Source organism: Vibrio sp. R11-SG3-ISO3-SZ, assembly GCF_059834345.1.
Genome location: NZ_JCBDGX010000104.1, coordinates 14,071 through 32,958, shown reverse-complemented (window position 1 = coordinate 32,958; position 18,888 = coordinate 14,071). Strand labels below are relative to the sequence as shown.

At 49.2% G+C, this 18,888-nt stretch carries 12 protein-coding genes; 6 read left to right on the top strand and 6 right to left on the bottom strand.

What is annotated here, in order from left to right; translation table 11 throughout:
• Positions 1–113 precede the first annotated feature (113 nt).
• Positions 114–1,490, top strand: coding sequence for a nucleobase:cation symporter-2 family protein (locus tag AC6R1O_RS13415; protein WP_500657188.1), 1,377 nt, complete (start codon positions 114–116; stop codon positions 1,488–1,490).
• A gap of 115 nt (positions 1,491–1,605) precedes the next feature.
• On the opposite strand, the gene AC6R1O_RS13410 is transcribed toward AC6R1O_RS13415, so the two are convergent.
• Complete coding sequence (locus tag AC6R1O_RS13410; RefSeq protein WP_500657187.1) at positions 1,606–4,404, bottom strand: EAL domain-containing protein; 2,799 nt, start codon at positions 4,402–4,404, stop codon at positions 1,606–1,608.
• Positions 4,405–4,660: 256 nt separating this feature from the next.
• Between AC6R1O_RS13410 and AC6R1O_RS13405 the strand changes: the two genes are divergently transcribed.
• Both AC6R1O_RS13405 and AC6R1O_RS13400 read left to right on the top strand, forming a co-directional pair.
• Entirely contained in the window at positions 4,661–4,846 is a 186-nt protein-coding gene (locus tag AC6R1O_RS13405; RefSeq protein WP_500629469.1) for a hypothetical protein, read from the top strand.
• 135 nt (positions 4,847–4,981) lie between these two features.
• Complete coding sequence (locus tag AC6R1O_RS13400) at positions 4,982–6,781, top strand: choice-of-anchor I family protein (protein WP_500637516.1); 1,800 nt, start codon at positions 4,982–4,984, stop codon at positions 6,779–6,781.
• 58 nt (positions 6,782–6,839) lie between these two features.
• Here AC6R1O_RS13400 and AC6R1O_RS13395 read toward each other — a convergent pair whose 3' ends face one another.
• From AC6R1O_RS13395 to AC6R1O_RS13380, 4 genes are all read right to left on the bottom strand, one after another.
• The gene (locus AC6R1O_RS13395) at positions 6,840–7,544 is read right to left on the bottom strand and encodes an aspartate/glutamate racemase family protein (protein ID WP_500657186.1); all 705 of its coding nucleotides are present in this window, start codon (positions 7,542–7,544) and stop codon (positions 6,840–6,842) included.
• A gap of 169 nt (positions 7,545–7,713) precedes the next feature.
• A complete protein-coding gene (locus AC6R1O_RS13390; protein WP_500657185.1) occupies positions 7,714–10,773 on the bottom strand; it encodes an efflux RND transporter permease subunit in 3,060 nt (1,019 codons plus the stop codon).
• Entirely contained in the window at positions 10,770–11,825 is a 1,056-nt protein-coding gene (locus AC6R1O_RS13385) for an efflux RND transporter periplasmic adaptor subunit (RefSeq protein ID WP_500630784.1), read from the bottom strand. The genes AC6R1O_RS13390 and AC6R1O_RS13385 overlap by 4 nt, the downstream gene beginning before the upstream one ends.
• Positions 11,825–12,901: an efflux RND transporter periplasmic adaptor subunit gene (locus AC6R1O_RS13380; protein ID WP_500657184.1), complete on the bottom strand. Its 1,077-nt coding sequence runs from the start codon at positions 12,899–12,901 to the stop codon at positions 11,825–11,827. The genes AC6R1O_RS13385 and AC6R1O_RS13380 overlap by 1 nt, the downstream gene beginning before the upstream one ends.
• Positions 12,902–13,085: 184 nt before the next feature.
• Here AC6R1O_RS13380 and AC6R1O_RS13375 point away from each other — a divergent pair, with 184 nt between their 5' ends.
• Positions 13,086–13,790, top strand: coding sequence for a TetR/AcrR family transcriptional regulator (locus tag AC6R1O_RS13375; RefSeq protein ID WP_487901414.1), 705 nt, complete (start codon positions 13,086–13,088; stop codon positions 13,788–13,790).
• 118 nt (positions 13,791–13,908) lie between these two features.
• Here AC6R1O_RS13375 and fusA read toward each other — a convergent pair whose 3' ends face one another.
• Positions 13,909–15,927: an elongation factor G gene (gene fusA / locus AC6R1O_RS13370; RefSeq protein WP_500657183.1), complete on the bottom strand. Its 2,019-nt coding sequence runs from the start codon at positions 15,925–15,927 to the stop codon at positions 13,909–13,911.
• A 302-nt stretch (positions 15,928–16,229) separates the two neighbouring features.
• Between fusA and AC6R1O_RS13365 the strand changes: the two genes are divergently transcribed.
• Together AC6R1O_RS13365 and AC6R1O_RS13360 are read left to right on the top strand one after the other, a co-directional pair.
• The gene (locus AC6R1O_RS13365; RefSeq protein WP_487901412.1) at positions 16,230–17,768 is read left to right on the top strand and encodes a GNAT family N-acetyltransferase; all 1,539 of its coding nucleotides are present in this window, start codon (positions 16,230–16,232) and stop codon (positions 17,766–17,768) included.
• Between the two features lie 200 nt (positions 17,769–17,968).
• Complete coding sequence (locus tag AC6R1O_RS13360; RefSeq protein WP_500629476.1) at positions 17,969–18,535, top strand: mechanosensitive ion channel domain-containing protein; 567 nt, start codon at positions 17,969–17,971, stop codon at positions 18,533–18,535.
• The last annotated feature ends 353 nt before the right edge of the window (positions 18,536–18,888 follow it).

The following is an 18,888-nucleotide window of genomic DNA, read 5'->3' as shown; positions in this document are numbered from 1 at the left end:
ACTCTGACATAACTCACTGTATTTATTAACTTATCGATCCAATTCATGAATGGCACAATGGTTGCTAACTTGATCAATACAATGTCAACAATATTGTATACAAGGAAGTCAACATGTCTCACAAGGAAAACAGTGACCTGATTTATGCACTGGAAGATCGCCCCGCAACGGGTCAAGCGCTCTATGCAGGTCTGCAACACGTACTGGCGAGTTTCGTCGGTATTATTACTCCAACGCTTATCATTGGTGGCGTGCTCGGCCTTGGCCAGCATATTCCCTATCTCATTAGTATGGCGTTGATTGTTTCGGGTGTCGGTACCTTTATTCAGGCTCGCCGTATCGGTCCGATTGGCGCTGGCATGATCTGTGTCCAAGGGACCAGCTTTGCGTTTCTTAGCTCCGTACTAGCGGCCGGGTTCATTGCTAAATCTCAAGGGGGTGGCCCAGAAGAGATTCTCGCGATGATCTTCGGTGTCTGTTTTGTCGGTGCGTTTATTGAAATTGTGTTATCTCAGTTCATCGACAAACTGCAACGTATCATTACTCCTGTGGTCACAGGGATCGTCGTCACCACTATCGGCATCTCATTGATTAAAGTCGGCATGACGGATTTAGCCGGTGGCGTCAAAGCGCCCAACTTTGGCGATTGGCACAACTTAGTACTCGGCGCACTGGTTCTTGTCACTATCATTGCGCTTAACCGTTCAAAAAACCTGATGGTACGTTTATCGTCCATATTGGTGGGTATGGTGGTCGGTTATCTCGCCGCCGCGTCGATGGGTATGGTCAATTTCGACAATGCCTTTAATCAGCCGCTACTTAGCATCCCTCAACCGTTCAAATACGGCTTCGATTTCGAGTGGTATGCCTTTATTCCCGTTGCCGTTATCTACGCGATTACCGCGATAGAATCGACAGGTGACATTACCGCCAATTGCATGATCACCAAACAACCGGTCTCCGGTGAAGGCTATTTGAAGCGCATTAAAGCAGGGATTCTAGGGGATGGGGTCAACTCCATGCTGGCGGCGATTTTCAACACCTTCCCAAATACCACCTTTAGCCAAAACAATAGCGTCATTCACTTAACTGGTATCGCCAGTCGTTACGTGGGTTATTTTGTGGCACTGATTTTGGTGGTGCTAGGCCTCTTCCCCATCATTGGTGGCGTGTTAACCACCATACCGAAACCCGTCATCGGCGGCGCAACGCTGGTCATGTTTGGCACGGTGGCAGCGGCTGGGATTAAAATCATCGCGCGCGAGAAGTTGGATCGTCGCAACTTGATGATTTTGGCTGTCTCGCTTGGCTTTGGTCTCGGTGTCATGCTCGTACCAGACATCTTGGGCCAAATGCCTAAACTGGTGCAAAGCGTGTTTGGCTCTCCCGTCACAACCAGTGGCATTGCTGCAATCATTATGACGTTGGTCCTGCCCACTCAGACAAAGGCGGAAGCTACGCCCTCTACCGACGCTGAATCGGTCGCTTAACGACACTTTAACTAAAAAACGCCCGCCTCTTTTTCAGAGGCGGGCGTTTTTTAGTGGTGTCAATGCTGATTCATCGAGCACTGGTACTTATGCAGTAGTACTTATGCAGTGGAATTCAAGCACTGGAAAGATTAGCCGGTTGCGCTTTTACTCGCGCGATAAAGGCATTCTCTGTCACTGGTTTTGAAATCAAATAGCCTTGAATGTAATCAAAGCCCACCTCATTCAAGCGCTCCAACTCTTGCACTGTCTCGACCCCTTCAACAATCGGGGTGATGTGCAGTGCATGACAAAACACCAAAATTCCTTTCAGTATCCCGATGTCCACTTCACTTAGCCCGTGGCGCACAAAACTTTGGTCAACTTTTAGGGTATCGACCGGCAAACGCTGTAAATAGGTCAATGACGAATAGCCAGTGCCGAAATCATCTATCGAGAAACGAATACCCAACAAACGGCACTTCTTAATCATGTTCGACACGTGATTCAAATCTTCAAGCGCATGCGTCTCTAAGATCTCGATTTCAAGCAAACCTTGTTTGATGTTTGGGTAACGCGCCAGTTTGCCTTGTAGTATCTCAAACAGGTCGGTTTGACTGAAATATTCGTGGCTGAGGTTGATACTCAAGTTAAGCGCTAACCCGGCTTCACACCAGGCATCTAACGTCTCCATCGCGCGCTCAATCACCCAATCATCGATCTGTTTAAAGAGGCCTAAACGATGCACTTCTGGCAAGAACATATTGGGGGTTAAAAAGCCTTTGACCGGATGATTCCAGCGAATAAGGGCTTCAGCGCCGACGATTTTCTTCTGCTTAGAGCTGGCTTTGGGTTGGAAGTAGAGCTCCAACTCATTGCGGTGGATCGCGCCGATTACCTCAGTGATGAACTCATTGTCGGACGCTTTTTGATCCTGACTATTATCAAGGCATACCGCTTGGTTCCCGCCTCGCATTTTTGCTTCATAGGAGGACAGTTCCGCACGGCGCAAAAGCTGCTCCGGCTCGGTCACCCCTTCTGCTGGGTAGAGTGAGATCCCGACACTGACACTTAGCGGTATCGTATTGCCTAAAATATTGACCGTTTCTGGCAACTGGCGCTGAATGTCTCGGATGGTTTGGCTAGCGTGCGTCTCGCCATAGACGACCAAATAAAATTCATCGCCCCCCAATCGCAGCGCTTGACCGGACTCGCCCACCAGACGGTTCAATTTATCCAACACGATGTCAATACAGTGATCCCCAGCAGTGTGGCCATAGGTTTCGTTGATGTAGCGGAAATTATCGATATCAAAAAAGCCCACCGCAGTTTGACCGCCGACAAACTCGCTTTTGGACATCACATCCGTCAAATAGGTAAAGAGTTTGACGCGATTTCCCAAGCCGTTGGTCGGATCTTGATAAGCAATCTGCTCGATGATGCGCTCTTGAGTTTTACTTCGGGTGATGTCGATGGATGAACCACAGATGGCGTAGATTTCACCCTTGTCATTCATCAAAGGGACTTTACGCGTATGCACGATCATCTTCTTGCCGACATCTTCATGCCAATAGGTTTCTTCACTGCTGTAGGGCTTTTTCGAATTGACCACTAACTGATCGACGCTTGAAATACGCGTTGCGACGTTTTCATCAAATAAGTCATAGTCGTCTTTGCCCAGCACCTCGTCTTCGTCCAAAGAGAGGTTTTGGCACATTTTTTTATTCGCAAACAGATATCTACCATGCTCATCCTTGAGGTAGATGTAGGAGTCTAAGCTGTTCAATATCGACTTTAATTTGTCTTCATCTTGCTCTGCGGTGCGCTTTTTCACCCATGCAAGCAGCGCCAAGGTCGTTAAGATGATAAATACCAAGCCAAACAGCGTCATGACTTCGACATAGTAGCGACTTAATATTGGCTCGGGTTTGCCCAATATGTGGCTGCCAGAGGGCAAATCACGCTCTTTAATACCAAAACGTGTGAGCTGAGCATAATCAAACAGCGCCTTAGTAGGCGGCTGAACCACCATGTCCTCTTCAATAAAATAGCCGCGATGAAAGTATCGGTGAGCAAGCTCTCCCGCCAGTACCGCATGAGCGCGGTGATCCACCACTAATCCACCCAGTAACCCTTGACCAATACCGTGTTGAAAAGGATGGACGATCGGCGCAGTGGTAGCATCAGTGATAAGATCCACCGACTCATCAAAAGAGAGGGCCACGTTGTTCTTGTCTCGATAAGCCGAAATCAGCAGGACTACACTGTTGTGTGCATCAATCGACGCCATGTCCTCTATCAATTCACCCCAAGCAAGCGTCGCTAAATCGAGTTTCTTCCAATTAAAATCGGGGTAGTCTGCGATAGTGCGAGACAGTTTCTCAAAGTCGGCACGCCCTGTGGTAGTACCATCCACTAACAGATGAATGTTCTCAACATGGGGCATCGCCTCTTGGATAAACTGTATATTTTCATCAAATGACACAGCTTCAATCACGCCTGATACCTGCTTGTCTCCTTTGAGAGATAAGGCAAGCTCAACATTGTTGACACCCAAAAACACAATCGGCAGGTCACGAAACAGCCCTTGCCGCTCAGAGAGTGCAAATCTTAGCGCATTGTCGTCCACAGTGATCACCATGTCGTATTTCTGGCTGTTGAGAAATTGGTAGGAGATCGCTCTTTTATAATTGGCGACACTGACGACATCATAAACGAGTTTACTGTGCATATAAGAGACATCGAGAAGGACTGAATCTCGGTCTAACACTTCGTTTAAGCCATAAGAGATATCGGCGTAGGTAGGAAAGTTGGGATCGTAGGATTTGATCACAAGAATGCGAGCATGATCTATGTCACTGGCTAAACTTTTCAGTGAGACCATTAGGCACATCAGTACACACCAGCAAGTAAAGCGTCCACGGCCTAGATTCATCCATTACTCCAGTTTTGCGCGTTATCCTTTATCATCTGTCACTCAGCATTTGATGTTTAGCGTATTTCATTTTTGCAATGAATCTACGCAATTTATGCGATTTCCTCAATAAATGAATAGCCTATAACCTTCATTTTCGCAACGCAAGCGGCGCGAGTCTGCCACATTTCCCCTAAGCTTGAGCCAGGTCATTTTTTCTGTAGAAAATCCAAGTTAGGTTAAAAATTGTAACAACAACCAAACAGGGACGAAACATATGGAACTCAAAAAAGATCCTCGCTGCTATACAGACGTGTGTATCGACGGTCGTTGGTTTCACCACGATCACTGCACGACTCGAGTCTACATGCTTAAGGGCGGTGCAGAGTGCGAGCTGGAGCTTGCAAAAACCCCCTCTACCGAAGATGAGCTTGTGCACTTAATTACTCAACAACAAAGTTAGTTTGTAGAAGTCGCTCTCACTCTTTGGTTTATCCGTCTATATCAACTTTTCTTTCACATTGATGAGACAAAAGCGACACGGTTTGTTCATAAGTCCTCCTTAGACTAGAGCCACATTCATCAAGGAGGATTTACTTTGTCTTTTCAATCTCATACCGCGCCTTTTGCTCTTCGTACATTGGCGATCACCGGCGTGTTGACCGCCCTTTCCGCTTGCTCATCACCTACAGAACAAAACAGTACGCTTGTTCCTGCGCTAAGTTGTACAGCAACTGTCGCACCTTCGCAAAGTGAGACTTCTATTGCAGGTTTAACGCTTGTGGGTCGATACGCGGCCGATGCGCCGTTTGCCACCTCGGCCGCTGAAATCGTCAAATACGATGCCTGCACTGACCAACTATTTGTTGTTAACGCACAGGCCAAGAAAGTCGATGTACTCACGCTTAGTCACGATCATGCCCCCAGTTTGAAGACGCAACTCGATCTTCAGCAAGCGGCGACACACGCAGGCATTGAGATTGGCGCAGCCAATAGTGTCTCAACGCATCAGGGGTGGATCGCGGTCGCGATTGAAAACAGCATCAAGCAAGAAGCGGGCATCATCGCGCTCTACCGCGGTGATACGTTTGAGCTGCTGACCACCTACCCTGCTGGCGCACTGCCAGATATGGTGAGTTTCTCCAAAGACGGTCGATATATCGCGGCCGCCAACGAGGGAGAACCCAACAGCGATTACAGCGTCGATCCAGAAGGCAGTGTCACCCTCATCGACCTTTCAACGGGTTATCACAATGCGATTGTCACGCAAATTGGCTTTACCGATTTCAATGAAGGTGGCGTCCGTCACGACGAATTGGGTAGCGATGTTCGACTCTCCGCTCCGGGTGCCAGCGTGCCCCAAGATCTCGAGCCGGAATACCTTGCCTTTGATGACAAAGGTCAGCTATTTGTGGCGCTGCAAGAGAACAACGCCCTCGCTAAAATTGATGTAACCACACGCCGAGTTGAGGCCATTTATGGACTGGGCGGCAAATCATGGTCTACTGCCACTCTTGATGCTTCAAATAAAGATAAAAGGCTCGGTTATTTTCAATCCTACCCACAGTTGGTTGGCCTTTATATGCCCGACTCCATTGCCACCTATTCAGTCGATGGCGTCAGCTATATCATCACGGCGAACGAAGGGGATGGCCGCGAGTATGGTTTCGATAGCACTCAACAGCAATGCGATACCAAGGGCTACCAATGGGATGGCGACGATTACTCTGGCACCGCTGATTATGGTTCAAAATTCGATTTTTGTATCGCGTATAGCGATGAATCACGAGGCAAAAAACTCAAGGTGAGTGACGATCATCCTCTGACTCTCGCGTTAAAAGATAATCAGCAGCTCGCACGATTAAAGGTGATCGACCCAGGCAAGACGTTACAGAAAGATGAGGTTGTCGAGGCGTTTGGCGCGCGATCGTTTTCTATTTGGAATGAGCAAGGCGAACGCGTTTACGATAGTGGCGATCAATTTGCACAGATTGTCTTCGCCACGCAGCCGGAGCACTTCAACAGCACCAATGACAACAACGACAGTGCAGACGACCGCAGTGATGATAAGGGCGTAGAACCTGAAGCGATCGAAGTGGCTCAGATTAACGACCGTCACTACGCGTTTATTGGCTTAGAACGTCAAGGCGGTATCATGGTGTATGACGTCACGGACCCTAGCGATGCGATGTTCCTTCACTATGTGAACCCGCGTGATTTTAACCAACCTGTCTGCACCAAAGTCGATGAGGGAGAATGTGACAACGAGACCTACAACCCTAAAGCCGGTGATTTAGGCCCTGAGTCGATTCATTATTTCACTCGAGCTGGCGAGCACTTTATCGCGGTCGGCAATGAAGTCAGCGGCACAACCTCGATTTTTCACATTGATTTGTAACTCTGCTCAATTGAGGCCGTCGTAACAGACGGCCTACTTAGCCTCAAGAATTCGCTGTCTAAAGCGAGCCTTCCTCAAGCGCCATTGCCACCGCTTCTGCCGCGTGAATGGCGACGGTGTCGAATAAAGCCACTGAGGTGTCTTGCTGTTTGACCAACAATCCTATTTCGGTGCAGCCCAGAATCACCCCTTGTGCGCCGGCTGCCGCTAACTCATCAATAATGGTGTGATAATCGTTTTTCGAGCGTGGATTGAGCGTTCCCAAGCAGAGCTCTTGATAAATCACGTCATGTACCAATCGGCGCTGCACGCCGTTGGGCACCAACACCTCAATACCAAATTTATCCGTTAACCTTTGTTTGTAGAACGCTTGTTCCATCGTAAATGCGGTGCCGAGTAATCCCACTTTTTCGATACCTTGCGCCTGAAGTGCACGCCCCGTTGCATCGGCAATGTGTAAGAGAGGAATCGACACGGCGCGCTCAACCTGCTCCGACACCTTGTGCATCGTGTTGGTCGCTATGATGAAAAAATCGGCGCCAGCACGTTCGAGCGATTGCGCTGCCTGCGCCAATATCCCCCCCGTTGCCTCCCACTCACCTTGGTGTTGCAACGCTTCAATTTGTGCAAAGTCGACACTATGGATAATCACTTTTGCGGAGTGCAAACCACCAAGCGCGGCTTTCACTCCCTGGTTGATCTGCGCGTAGTAGGTTGCCGTTGACTCCCAACTCATGCCGCCAATCACGCCTATGGTTTTCATACTCTGTCCTTGTGAATTCGAATCATGCTCTTAGCCCACTCTATAGCAGGCATAGATCGCTCGCAAGCACCCGTTGGGTTGGTCGAATGCCAGGCCAACCCATTCTAAGTGCGTAAAAAAGCCCGGCTTAACCCCGGGCTGCCTAACTATCGAATCAAGGTATGGTTCACTATCCGGCAGTGGATGGTTTAATTCGATATAAGAGGGCAAAAAGTACCGGTACTACAATTAACGTGAGTACCGTCGCAAAGCCAAGCCCTGCCATAATGGTGATAGCCATTGAGCCAAAGAAGGCGTCAAACACCAGTGGAATCATGCCAAGAATGGTGGTTAATGCCGCCATACTGACCGGGCGCACACGGGAAATGGCACTGTCAAACACCGCTTGATAAGGATCTTTGCCTGCCGACAGTTCTATGTTGATTTGGTCGAGCAACACAATGCCGTTTTTCAAAATCATGCCACTCAAACTCAGTAACCCAAGAAACGCGGTAAAACTGAACGGCATATCCGTCGCCAGTAAGCCAATCGACACCCCGATAATCGAGAGCGGCACGGTAAACCAGATCACCAATGGCTTACGCAGCGAATTAAACAGCAGCATAGTGATGATGAACATCAATAAGTAGCCCATCGGCAACGAACCAAACAAGGCCTGCTGGGCATCTTTTGATGACTCATACTCGCCGCCCCAAGAGATCTCATAACCCTGTGGCAACGGCAGTGCTTCCACTTTCGGTTGTATGCGGGCAAAAAGGCTGGCCGGTGTTTCATGACCCAACACATCGTGATCGGCGAGTACGGTCAAGGTGCGTTTTCTGTCTCGACGCTGGATGAGCGGCTCTTGCCAATCCAATGCGACACCGTCAATCACCTGCTCCACTGGCACGTAAGTTTGCAACGTGGGGCTGTAAATTTTGACATTGGCTAACGATTCAAAATCAATGCGCTCTTGCTCGGGCAAACGAGCCAAGATCGGCAGCATATGCGTGCCATCCCGCAATAGGCCGATGGCTTTCCCGCCAAATGCCATTTGCAACGTATCGGAAAGGTCTTGTTTCGAGATACCTAATCGGCGCGCCTTCGATTCGTTGAACTGCGGCACCAACTGCTTGGAGCGTTCACGCCAATCATGACGCACATTTCGTGCCCCTTCATCTTGGAGCAGTACGTCTTCCACTTGCAGCGCAATATCACGCAATACTTGAGGATCTGGGCCGGTAATACGCGCTTCAATTTTTGAAGCAGGCGATGGCCCAAATTCCATCAGCTTAAACTGGAATGTCGGCTTGTTGAAACTCACAGCCAGAGTCTGATCTAACTCTTCCAGCAAGGTGAACATCGACTCGCGATCGTGGGTGCGCACTTGCAGCTGAGAATACGCTTCATAGCTTTTCTCAGGCTGGTAGGTCAACGCGAAACGTTGCAAGCCTTGACCCGTCGTGGTCGAGACAAACTCGACGTTCTCTTTTGAGCGAATAAACTGCTCAACTTTCTGCGTCTCTTGCAAGGTTTCACGAATGTCGGTGCCTTCCGGCATCCACATATCGACGTAAAACATCGGCGTGTTGGACGGTGGGAAAAACTGCTGTTTAACCAGGCCAAAGCCTCCGACCGCGACCACCAACAGACCAATCATGCTGGCGACAGTCAACCAACGAAAACGCAGGGCGAATTTAAGGCTCACACCAAAGATGGCAAACAATACCCCTTGGTATGGGTCAGCGTCCTTGTCGTCACTTTGCGGCGCTTCTTTGAGCAGCAAGTCAGCCAAGAATGGCGTGAGGGTCAAGGCCGTCACCCAACTTAAGAACAGCGAATAACAGAGTACCCAAAATAGAGAACCCATAAACTCGCCTGTTGCATCTTCGGACAATCCAATCGGAGCAAACGCGGTAATCGCAATGACCGTCGCACCAAGCAATGGCCACTGGGTTTGTTTGACAATGTCGGTGGCCGCTTCAAGCTTAGATTTACCGCGCTTGAGACCGACCAAAATCCCCTCAACCACCACGATAGCGTTGTCCACCAGCATGCCGAGCGCAATGATCAGTGCCCCTAGCGAAATTCGGTGCAACTCAACGTCATTTTGCTTCATCATAATGAAGGTGCCGAGCACGGTCAGCAGCAGCACAGCGCCAATAATCAACCCGCTACGCAGCCCCATCGCAAATAGCAGTACCACGATCACAATCGCCACGGCTTGGCCTAAGCTGACAATAAAGTCATCGACGGACTTTTCTACTTCCGCCGCTTGATTGTAGAAATACTGGATATCCACACCCGCAGGTTTGATGGTTTCAAGCGATGACAACTCCGCCTGCAAGGCTTTGCCTACTTCGACAACATTGACGCCCGCGCCAAAAGAGATGGCTAAGTTGATCGCTGGTTCACCATTGAAGGTCAGCACATTGGTCGGTTTCTCCTCAATGCCACGACTGATGGTCGCGACATCCTTGAGACGGATCAGATTCCCCGTATCTCGGCCATGAATGATCAAATCTTGCAGTTCTTGTTCAGAGGTCAATGAACCGTTCGGTCGAATGGTCAGCACTTGACCATTGACCATGACCTCCCCCGCCGATTGCACGCTGTTTTGCTGGTCGAGCAAGCTCACCACGGAGTTCAAATCAAGATTCAATGCCGCCAATCGCTCCAAAGAGATCTCAACAAACAGTTGCTCTTGCTGATCACCACTGATCGCAACTTTGCCCACCCCAGGCACCAACTCCAGTTCGCGACGTAAATAATCGGCGTAACGTTTCAGTTCGATGTAGTCGTAATCCTGACCGGTCAACATCAACATGACGCCGTAGACATCACCAAAATCATCAATGATCTGAACAGAAGTGACGCCACTGGGCAGATTGGGCTTCAAATCATTGATCTTTCGACGCATTTCATCCCAGATTTGCGGTAATTCATCCGGTCCGTATTCCATTTCCATGCTCACGGTGATTTGTGACATGCCAATGGATGAGGTCGAGGTGATTTTATCGATATACGGCAGTTGACGAATCTCTTTCTCCAGCGGATACGTCAGCTCCTCTTCGACTTCTTGTGAGGTCGCGCCCGGATAGGTGGAGATAATCATGGCGTCTTTGATCGTAAAAGCCGGGTCTTCCAAGCGGCCTAAATCCATGAAAGAGGTGTAGCCACCCACGGCTAAGATGATCAGGAACAACCAACTGATCACTTTGTTCTTGATTGAATATTCGGCAATACTCACAGCTGCGCTCCTGAAATGTCCATGCCTTCTCGTAATTTGCGTAGGTTGGAGTTGATTAATACATCGCCTTGCTCAATACCACTGGCCACCAGCGCGCCTTGTCCTGTAATTTGGTCCACATTGATGGCGTAGCGATGCGCCTTGCCATCTTCCAGTTTCCAGACATAAAAGGCTTGCTGATCACGCCCGGCATCAATGGCCGTCATCGGTACTTGGTACGCGTTGATTTGACTCAAACCCGCTTTGACCAAATCGACGGATATTTTGGCGCTAGTGCCCGGAAGTAACCGCTGATCCAAAGCGGGCATGCTCAGCCATAACTGGTAAGTTTGTGTTTGCGGGTGTAGCTCACTGGTGTGCTCAAGATAGCGCATCGGATAACTGCCACTTAAGCCAGAAAAGGTCGCGACAGGTTGATATTGCTTAGCGTTCACGGTCGGATTTAGCATGGCGAGCACAGAATCGGATACTTCGATTTTCACGTAGACATTATCCGACTGATACAGTGACACCACAGACTCGCCCGGTGTGGCATTTTCAAATTTCTTCTTCTCAACCGACGCAATCACACCATCAAACGGCGCTTTCAAGCGTGTATAGTGCATTTGTGCCTTTGCCAAGCCCAAGTTTGCCTGCGCCAGTTGTAAGTTGGCGCTCAGTTGATCAAGCTCCGCGCTCGAAATCATGTTCTCTTGGCGCAGATTTTCACCGCGTTTTTGCTGTTTAAGCGCCAATTCGTAGCGAACTTGAGCATCAATCAAGGCTTGTTTCGCTTTCGAATCATCGAGCAGCGCGACCACTTGACCTTTAGTGACACTGTCACCCTCTTTCACCAACATGGCGCTGATTTCGCCATCTAAACGAAAGGAGAGTGGTGTCAGTTCTGCGGGCATCACTTGGCCATTGAAATTGCGAAATTGACTCTCGACGGAGTGGTTCACTTCGTATGTTTCAACCAACAGATCATGGCGCGGACGATGCGCATTGTCTGGCGTGCATGCTGCCGTCAGACTGGCCGCCATCACTACCAATGAAAGATGAGAAAACTTCATCAGATACCTCCCTCTTTGGTCCACGCTTTGACTTGTTGGCCGGGCATCAAGCGTTCCACTCCGGCTTGCACAATCAAGTCTCCTTGGTTAAGACCCGAGGTAATATGGCCTTGCGCATCCACCATCACTTGCACGATTTCCAGCGTTTGGGTTTGGTCATCAAAACGATATAACTCACCATGATGCTGATCACGGCTCACCCAGGCACTTTCATCAATAGCAAACTGACCTTGCAACTGCGCATTGTGAAGTTTCACCTGACCTGTCATCCCCGGCAGCAAATTAAGCGTTTCAGGGCGAGTGAATGTCAGGCTAGCGCGGTAACTGTTGGTGTCGTTGTCTGGCTCGGTCGAAATCTCTTTGAATTGGGCAGGAATCATCACGTCACGGTGACTATCCATCACTAACGCAAAGTCAGAAGAACCAATATGAGACAAACCATAGCGCTCGGCGTAGCTCACAGGAATGGTGAACACCACATCCAGCACATCGTTATTGATGACATTGAGGACCACTTGGTTCGCCGCAACCACTTGATTCTCTTTGCTGAACGTAAGGGACACCACCCCATCAAAAGGGGCGACGATCTTCGTGTATTGAAGATCTGTCTTTGCCTGCTCTAGGGCGGCGGAGGCGGCTTTGTATTCTGTCTCACTTTGATCAAACGTATCCACACTGATGAGCTTCTTCTCGTGCAATTGTTTGGCGCGCAAGTAAGCGGTTTTCGCCAACTGGTATTGGGCCAGTTTCGCGTCGTAGGCCAATTGGTAATCGGTGTCATCAAGCTCGGCCAATACCTGACCTTTTTTCACTTCACTGCCCATGCGTACTGCCAAGGTGTCAATTTCACCGGCCACTTGAAAGGACAACTCTGCGCGGTCAGTGGCATCAATATTGGCAATAAACGAGTCAAAACGCTTTTTGTCCAAATCAGGCACTTCCAACAGTTTGACGGGTTTGACCACGGGGTTGGTGACCTCTGAATTAGCGGGATTGCACCCGGCTATCCACGAACTCACCGCAGCGACAAGCGCGAGCTTTGCCAAGGTAGGCATAGACTGTATCGATGTATCCATTATTATCACATCACGATTTATTACACACCCGTGCAGTATATGAGTTTTATTGGCGGGATCAATGTTTATTTTCCAGACGTACAATATAAAATTTGTTATAGTGTCTCGGTTTGTCACGCCGCTTAATGAAAGTTGAACTAAGATCTGGTAAAACTGCAGTGTTGCAGATGTATGAAAGAAAACGATGACAGAAAGAAAACAAGGTAGACGCAGCGCACAAGACGCTGAGCAAACCAAATGTGAAATCATGAACATCGCCACTGAGCTGTTTTGCGAGCTGGGGTACGAACGCGTGTCGCTACGTAATATCAGTGAAAAAGCGGGCGTGTCTCATAGCCTGATCCGCCATCATTTCGGCAGCAAAGAACAAATTTGGTACGCCATCAGCGACGGCCTGCACCGTTACATGGAAAAGTACATGCGTGCCATCTTGGACAACATGCCCGAAGGGGCACCGCCGAATGTGCAGCTCTATCGTTTTGCGGTCCACTTGTTGGCAAATATGTTGCACTTCAAGCAACCGATCCAACTGATCGCAGACGCCGTGCGCCAAGAAGATGCGCTGTTTGATTACTTTATCGATAACAGTGGTGAAATTGAGAACATCGTCAAATCGCTCGAAACCGAGTACAACCAAGCGCACCCTGAGGCACCCATTAAGATTTTGGAAATGAAGTGGCTGATGATGATGTTTGCCCACGGCGCCGCTAGCCTGACCCCATTTATGAAAGAAACTTGGGCAGATGAAACCAGTGATTATCAGCAGTGTTTACTCAATCACTGGCGCATGTTCAATACCATGATGTCGCGTAAGTTCCATGTGGATCCACAAGACATACTCCACCCCACCAGCGTGGAAGCGCTGATTTTCGATGTGCCGTGTGAGTAATCACGCCTAGCCAACCCAAGGGCTTGTCGGTAACCGCATTCACTTCATAACCAAAACTTCAGAATCAAAAAAAGCGCCAACTCAGGTTGGCGCTCGTTTCAACTTAAACTCCACCCATTTAGGCGTTCGACGATTGGCATACCTGCTGCTGCACTTGAACCGGCGCTGGCTCGTAGTGGCTGAGCGTCATGCTAAAGCTGCCTTCGCCTCCGGTGAGGGCGCGGAGACGGCGCGCGTAATCTTGCAGCTCATTAACCGGTGACTTGGCTTGCAAGCGCGTGAAGTTACCGTCAATTGGCACCGTCCCCTCAATCAAACCGCGATTACCCGACAGGTCGCCCGACACATCGCCGACGTTTTGAGTAGGAATTTGCAACTCCATCTGGACGATAGGCTCAAGCACAATCGGATCCGCTTGATTGACCGCATCAAGAAACGCCTTTTTCCCTGCGATGACAAACGCGATCTCTTTGGAGTCCACCGAGTGATATTTTCCATCGTGCACAGTCACTTCGATATCACGAATAGGATTGCCTGAAATCGCACCCTCTTCTAGCGCTTGACGGATACCCTTTTCAACCGCAGGGATCAACGAGGTAGGAATCGCGCCGCCAACCACTTTATTAACAAAGGCAAAGCCCGCGCCGCGCGGCAGCGGTCGAACCGACAAACTTACCTCACCAAATTGCCCCGCGCCGCCACTCTGTTTTTTGTGTCGGTAATGGCCTTGCGCTGGCTTGGTGATGGTTTCAAAGTACTCAACGCTAGGTTGACTGGTTTCCACTTTTAACTTGTAGACGCTCTCCATTTTCTCCAGCGCAACTTTAAGGTGGAACTCGCCTTGACCACTGATGATGGTCTCATTGGTGCGCGCGCGGTGCTCAATTCGCAGAGAGGGATCTTCACAGGCGATTTTGCTCAGTACATCACCCAGTTTCTGCTCGTCGCCACGCTTGGTCAGTTTTAGGCACAGTGAGTACATAGAGTCTGGGAAATCGAGCGTTTTTAGGCTCACGCCATCTTCATCATGAGAGTCATGAACAATCGCATCAAACTCCAGCTCATCGACTTTCGCGAGCACGCAGAAATCCCCTGCTAACGCTTTTGAAATCTCGCGCCGCTCTTTTCCTTGCAACTGATAGAGATGCCCAACTTTGAACGGTTTATTACCATCGCCGATAAAGAGTTGGCTCCCGGCATTAATTTCACCTTGGAACACTCGTAAATAGGCCAGTTTGCCCATATAAGGGTCAACGCTGACTTTGTAGACGTGTGCCACGCAGTGCGACAAGGTCTCACAATCGACGCGCACTTGTTTACCGTCTTTGACGAGCAGCGGCGGGTTACCTTCGTTTGGCATGGGCATAATTTCACTGAGCGTACGCAGCAGCAATTCCACACCCGCTCCGGTTTGGGCAGAAACAAAACAGATCGGGATAACGTGCCCGGTACGCAATGCCTCTTCAAAAGGGTCATGCAGTTGACCCGCCGTCAACTCTGAACCTTGCTCAAGGTAGAGTTCCATCAGCTCTTCATCGACTTCGATAACCTGATCAATCAAGGTTTCGTGCGCCGCTTCGACATCGGTAAGCAGTGTTGATTGCTCATAGTTGGGCTCAAAATAGCAATCGACGACTGTCTTACCATCACGGGAAGGCAGGTTAATCGGCAAACAGTAATCACCGAAATGTTCGATTATCATCTCCATCACTTGCTCAAGCCTGTCACCATGATTATCCAGCTTGTTGATGATGATCATCTGACATTTTTTCTGCGCCTTAGCGAAGGCGTAGAGACGGTCAGCGGTTTGGTTGATGGGCATCTGCGGGTCAATCACTAGCGCCGTCGTTTCAACCGCAGGGTAGACACTGAATGTGCGCCCGAGCAGCTCTGCTTGTCCCGGGGTGTCGATAATATTGAGTCTGTGCTGCTGCCAACTGAGGGTAACAGGGGTCGCTTCGATGCTGTGTTGATATTGGATCGATTGAGCGTCGAAATCAGTGACAGTATCGCCTTTTTCAACGCTGCCAAGATGTGTGGTGGCATCGCAGGTGAAGAGCAGTTTTTCGATCAGCGTGGTTTTACCGCTACCTGCCTGACCGACAAATGCAATATTGCGTATCTTATTAAGTGGCATAACGCCTCCTAGCTTCTGTACGTGGTCATATCCCCAAGAGTGGGGTCATCGGCGTGGGAGTGTGGGCGGGATTACCGCCGAATCGTCTTCCATGTGAGTTTTCGAATAACGCTCTGCATAGGACCACCTAAGGGCAAATACATCGGGACTTCAACTGGGATACCGATTCAGCATGCCGCAATAACCACATTTTTTATGTGACTTATTTCAAAACGTTAAAGGGACTTTTTGCATCAGTTATGTTTATGTTAACTCGCGCTTGTGGCATGCTGATTTCGTTGTGGTAACAAGGACATGATTAAATGGATAGCACTACTCCAAGACTCTCTTTACGTACAATTGAATCGGGTGATTATCCTCAGCTTGCAGAGCTGATGGACCTCGTCTTTCCCGATGTGGGTGGCGCATGGCCACGAATGACCATCATGGACCTGATTCACCAATTTCCTGATGGGCAAATCTGTATTGTCGATAACGATAAAATTGTTGGCGCCGCGCTGACGATCAAAGTCGATTACAATCGCTTCTCTCTGCCGCACACCTACACAGACATCATTACCGAGCAAAACGTGATTCAAAACCAGTCCTCGGGTGATGCCATGTACGGGCTGGATGTATTTGTCCACCCAGATTATCGCGGCCTACGTTTAGGACGCCGCCTCTATGACGCGCGCAAAGAACTGTGCCGAAATAAAAACTTCAAGGCGATTTTGGCGGGGGGACGCATCCCCAACTATCACAAATACGCCGACAAAATGACCGTGCCCGAGTACATCGATCAGGTCAAACGTCGCAAACTGCACGACCCGATTCTCTCTTTCCAGCTGGCCAACGATTTTGATGTAAAGCGCTTGATGCGTAATTATCTGCCTGAAGATGACGCATCGAAAGGCTACGCTACCCTGCTTGAGTGGGACAACTTCTTCTATGAAGAGGACATCATCTCTGTTCACGACATTGAAAAAACCTTGGTCCGCATTGGCGTGATTCAGTGGCAAATGCGCGCCATGCGCGATCTCGACGATTTGATGGACCAGGCCGAGTACTTTGTCAGCTCACTCTCTAACTACAAAGCGGACTTCGCGCTGTTCCCAGAGTTTTTTAATGCCCCATTAATGGGCTTGCAGACTGGACAAAACTCCGTCGAAGCGATTCGTTTTCTCGCCAGCTTCAGTGAAGAGATCAAAAACCGCTTCTCACAAATGGCCGTCACGTACAACATCAATATCATTGCCGGCAGTGTGCCAGTGGTGGAAGACGATCAGCTCTACAATGTCTCCTATCTGCTGCACCGTGATGGCGACATTGACGCGCAATACAAAATCCACATCACCCCGCACGAACAAAAAGACTGGGTGATTGATGGCGGCGACAATGTGAAAGTGTTCGACACCGATGCGGGTCGAGTCGGCATTTTGATCTGCTATGACAGTGAATTCCCAGAGCTGGGCCGAATGATGGCCGAACAAGGCGTGCAAATCATCTTTGTGCCTTTCTGGACCGACACCAAAAACGGCTACCAGCGAGTGCGGATCTGCTCTCAGGCTCGGGCGATTGAAAACGAATGTTATGTCGCCATTGGCGGCAGTGTCGGCAACTTGCCAAGGGTCGATAATGTCGATATTCAATATGCTCAGTCTGCGGTCTTCTCGCCGTCCGACATCTATTTCCCTCACGACGCGACCTTAACCGAAGCGAGCGCCAACACCGAAATGATCATCTTTGCCGATGTCGATTTGACCAAGCTTAAGCAGCTTAACACCGAAGGTTCGGTCACCAACCTCAAACATCGCCGCAGTGATATTTACGGCACCTTCATTAAACCCGACAACGAGTCGTGATCTCTCGCTGAGAGTCGTCTCTTTTGCCCATCACTGAGCACATGGTTACACCGCGCTCAGTGATGGCAACCTTGAACTTCCACTCTGCTATATTTATTCAGCGTTTGTGAGCCAAACCAGTATCGCTAGACAAGGAGACCGGATTACCACATGATGGCTCCACTGTGCTCACGGCTTAACCCAACGACATTACTGACACTATGCAAATTTTCGGCTTCAACGTCTCTGAATCGCTTCTTGGTAAACTTCTGTTCGCCTTCCTTCTATTCATCGCCTTAAAACTCATCAAACACATCCTAGTGAAAACCATTCACGCCATGGCGCGTAAAAAGCAGGCGAAGAATAATCGTACCTTTTTTATCATTCGCGGCTTGAACATTGCCCTCTACTTTGTGTTTATTTCGCTGTTTTTGATTGCCTCAGGGATTGGATATGGCGATGTCTCGCTGTTTCTCTCGTCGATTTTCGCTGTGCTCGGCGTCGCCTTGTTTGCTCAGTGGTCGATACTCAGTAACGTCACTGCCAGCTTTTTAATTTTCTTTGTCTTCCCATACCGCGTCGGCGATTTGGTCAAAGTGATCGATAAAGATGAGGACGTCACCGGAGTGATCGTCGACATCACCACTTTTCATGTTCACATCAAACACGAAAAGGGCCACATCATCACCTACCCCAACAACCTGATTTTGCAAAAAGGCGTCCTTAAACTGCCGCCAAAACCCAAAGTAACTAAAAAGCCCCGTTTGTATACGCGGATTAAAAAATGATTCGCAAGAGAGAACATTTAGTGAAAAAAGATAGTGACCAGTTTTTTGGGGAGGGTTACACAAGCACAGTGGTCACAAATTGGCGCACTTGCGTTACCATATCGCCATTGACGAGAACATTCGTTTAACGGGCTCCTAAACGACAAAAGGCGCACTTGGTTGTGCGCCCTATCCCTCGTTACTCAATCGTGAGTCTGCGAATCTTGAAGTCTATGTCTGCTTCGAGATCTAAAAACGAGGCTACTGAATTGACTTGTTGAATCCATCCAAATTGTAGGTAAGGCGGTATATTCCTCCATGCGGGTCGGGTCATTTGCCTTACACTTTAACTATGGTCGATTTCGGCCAGTTCG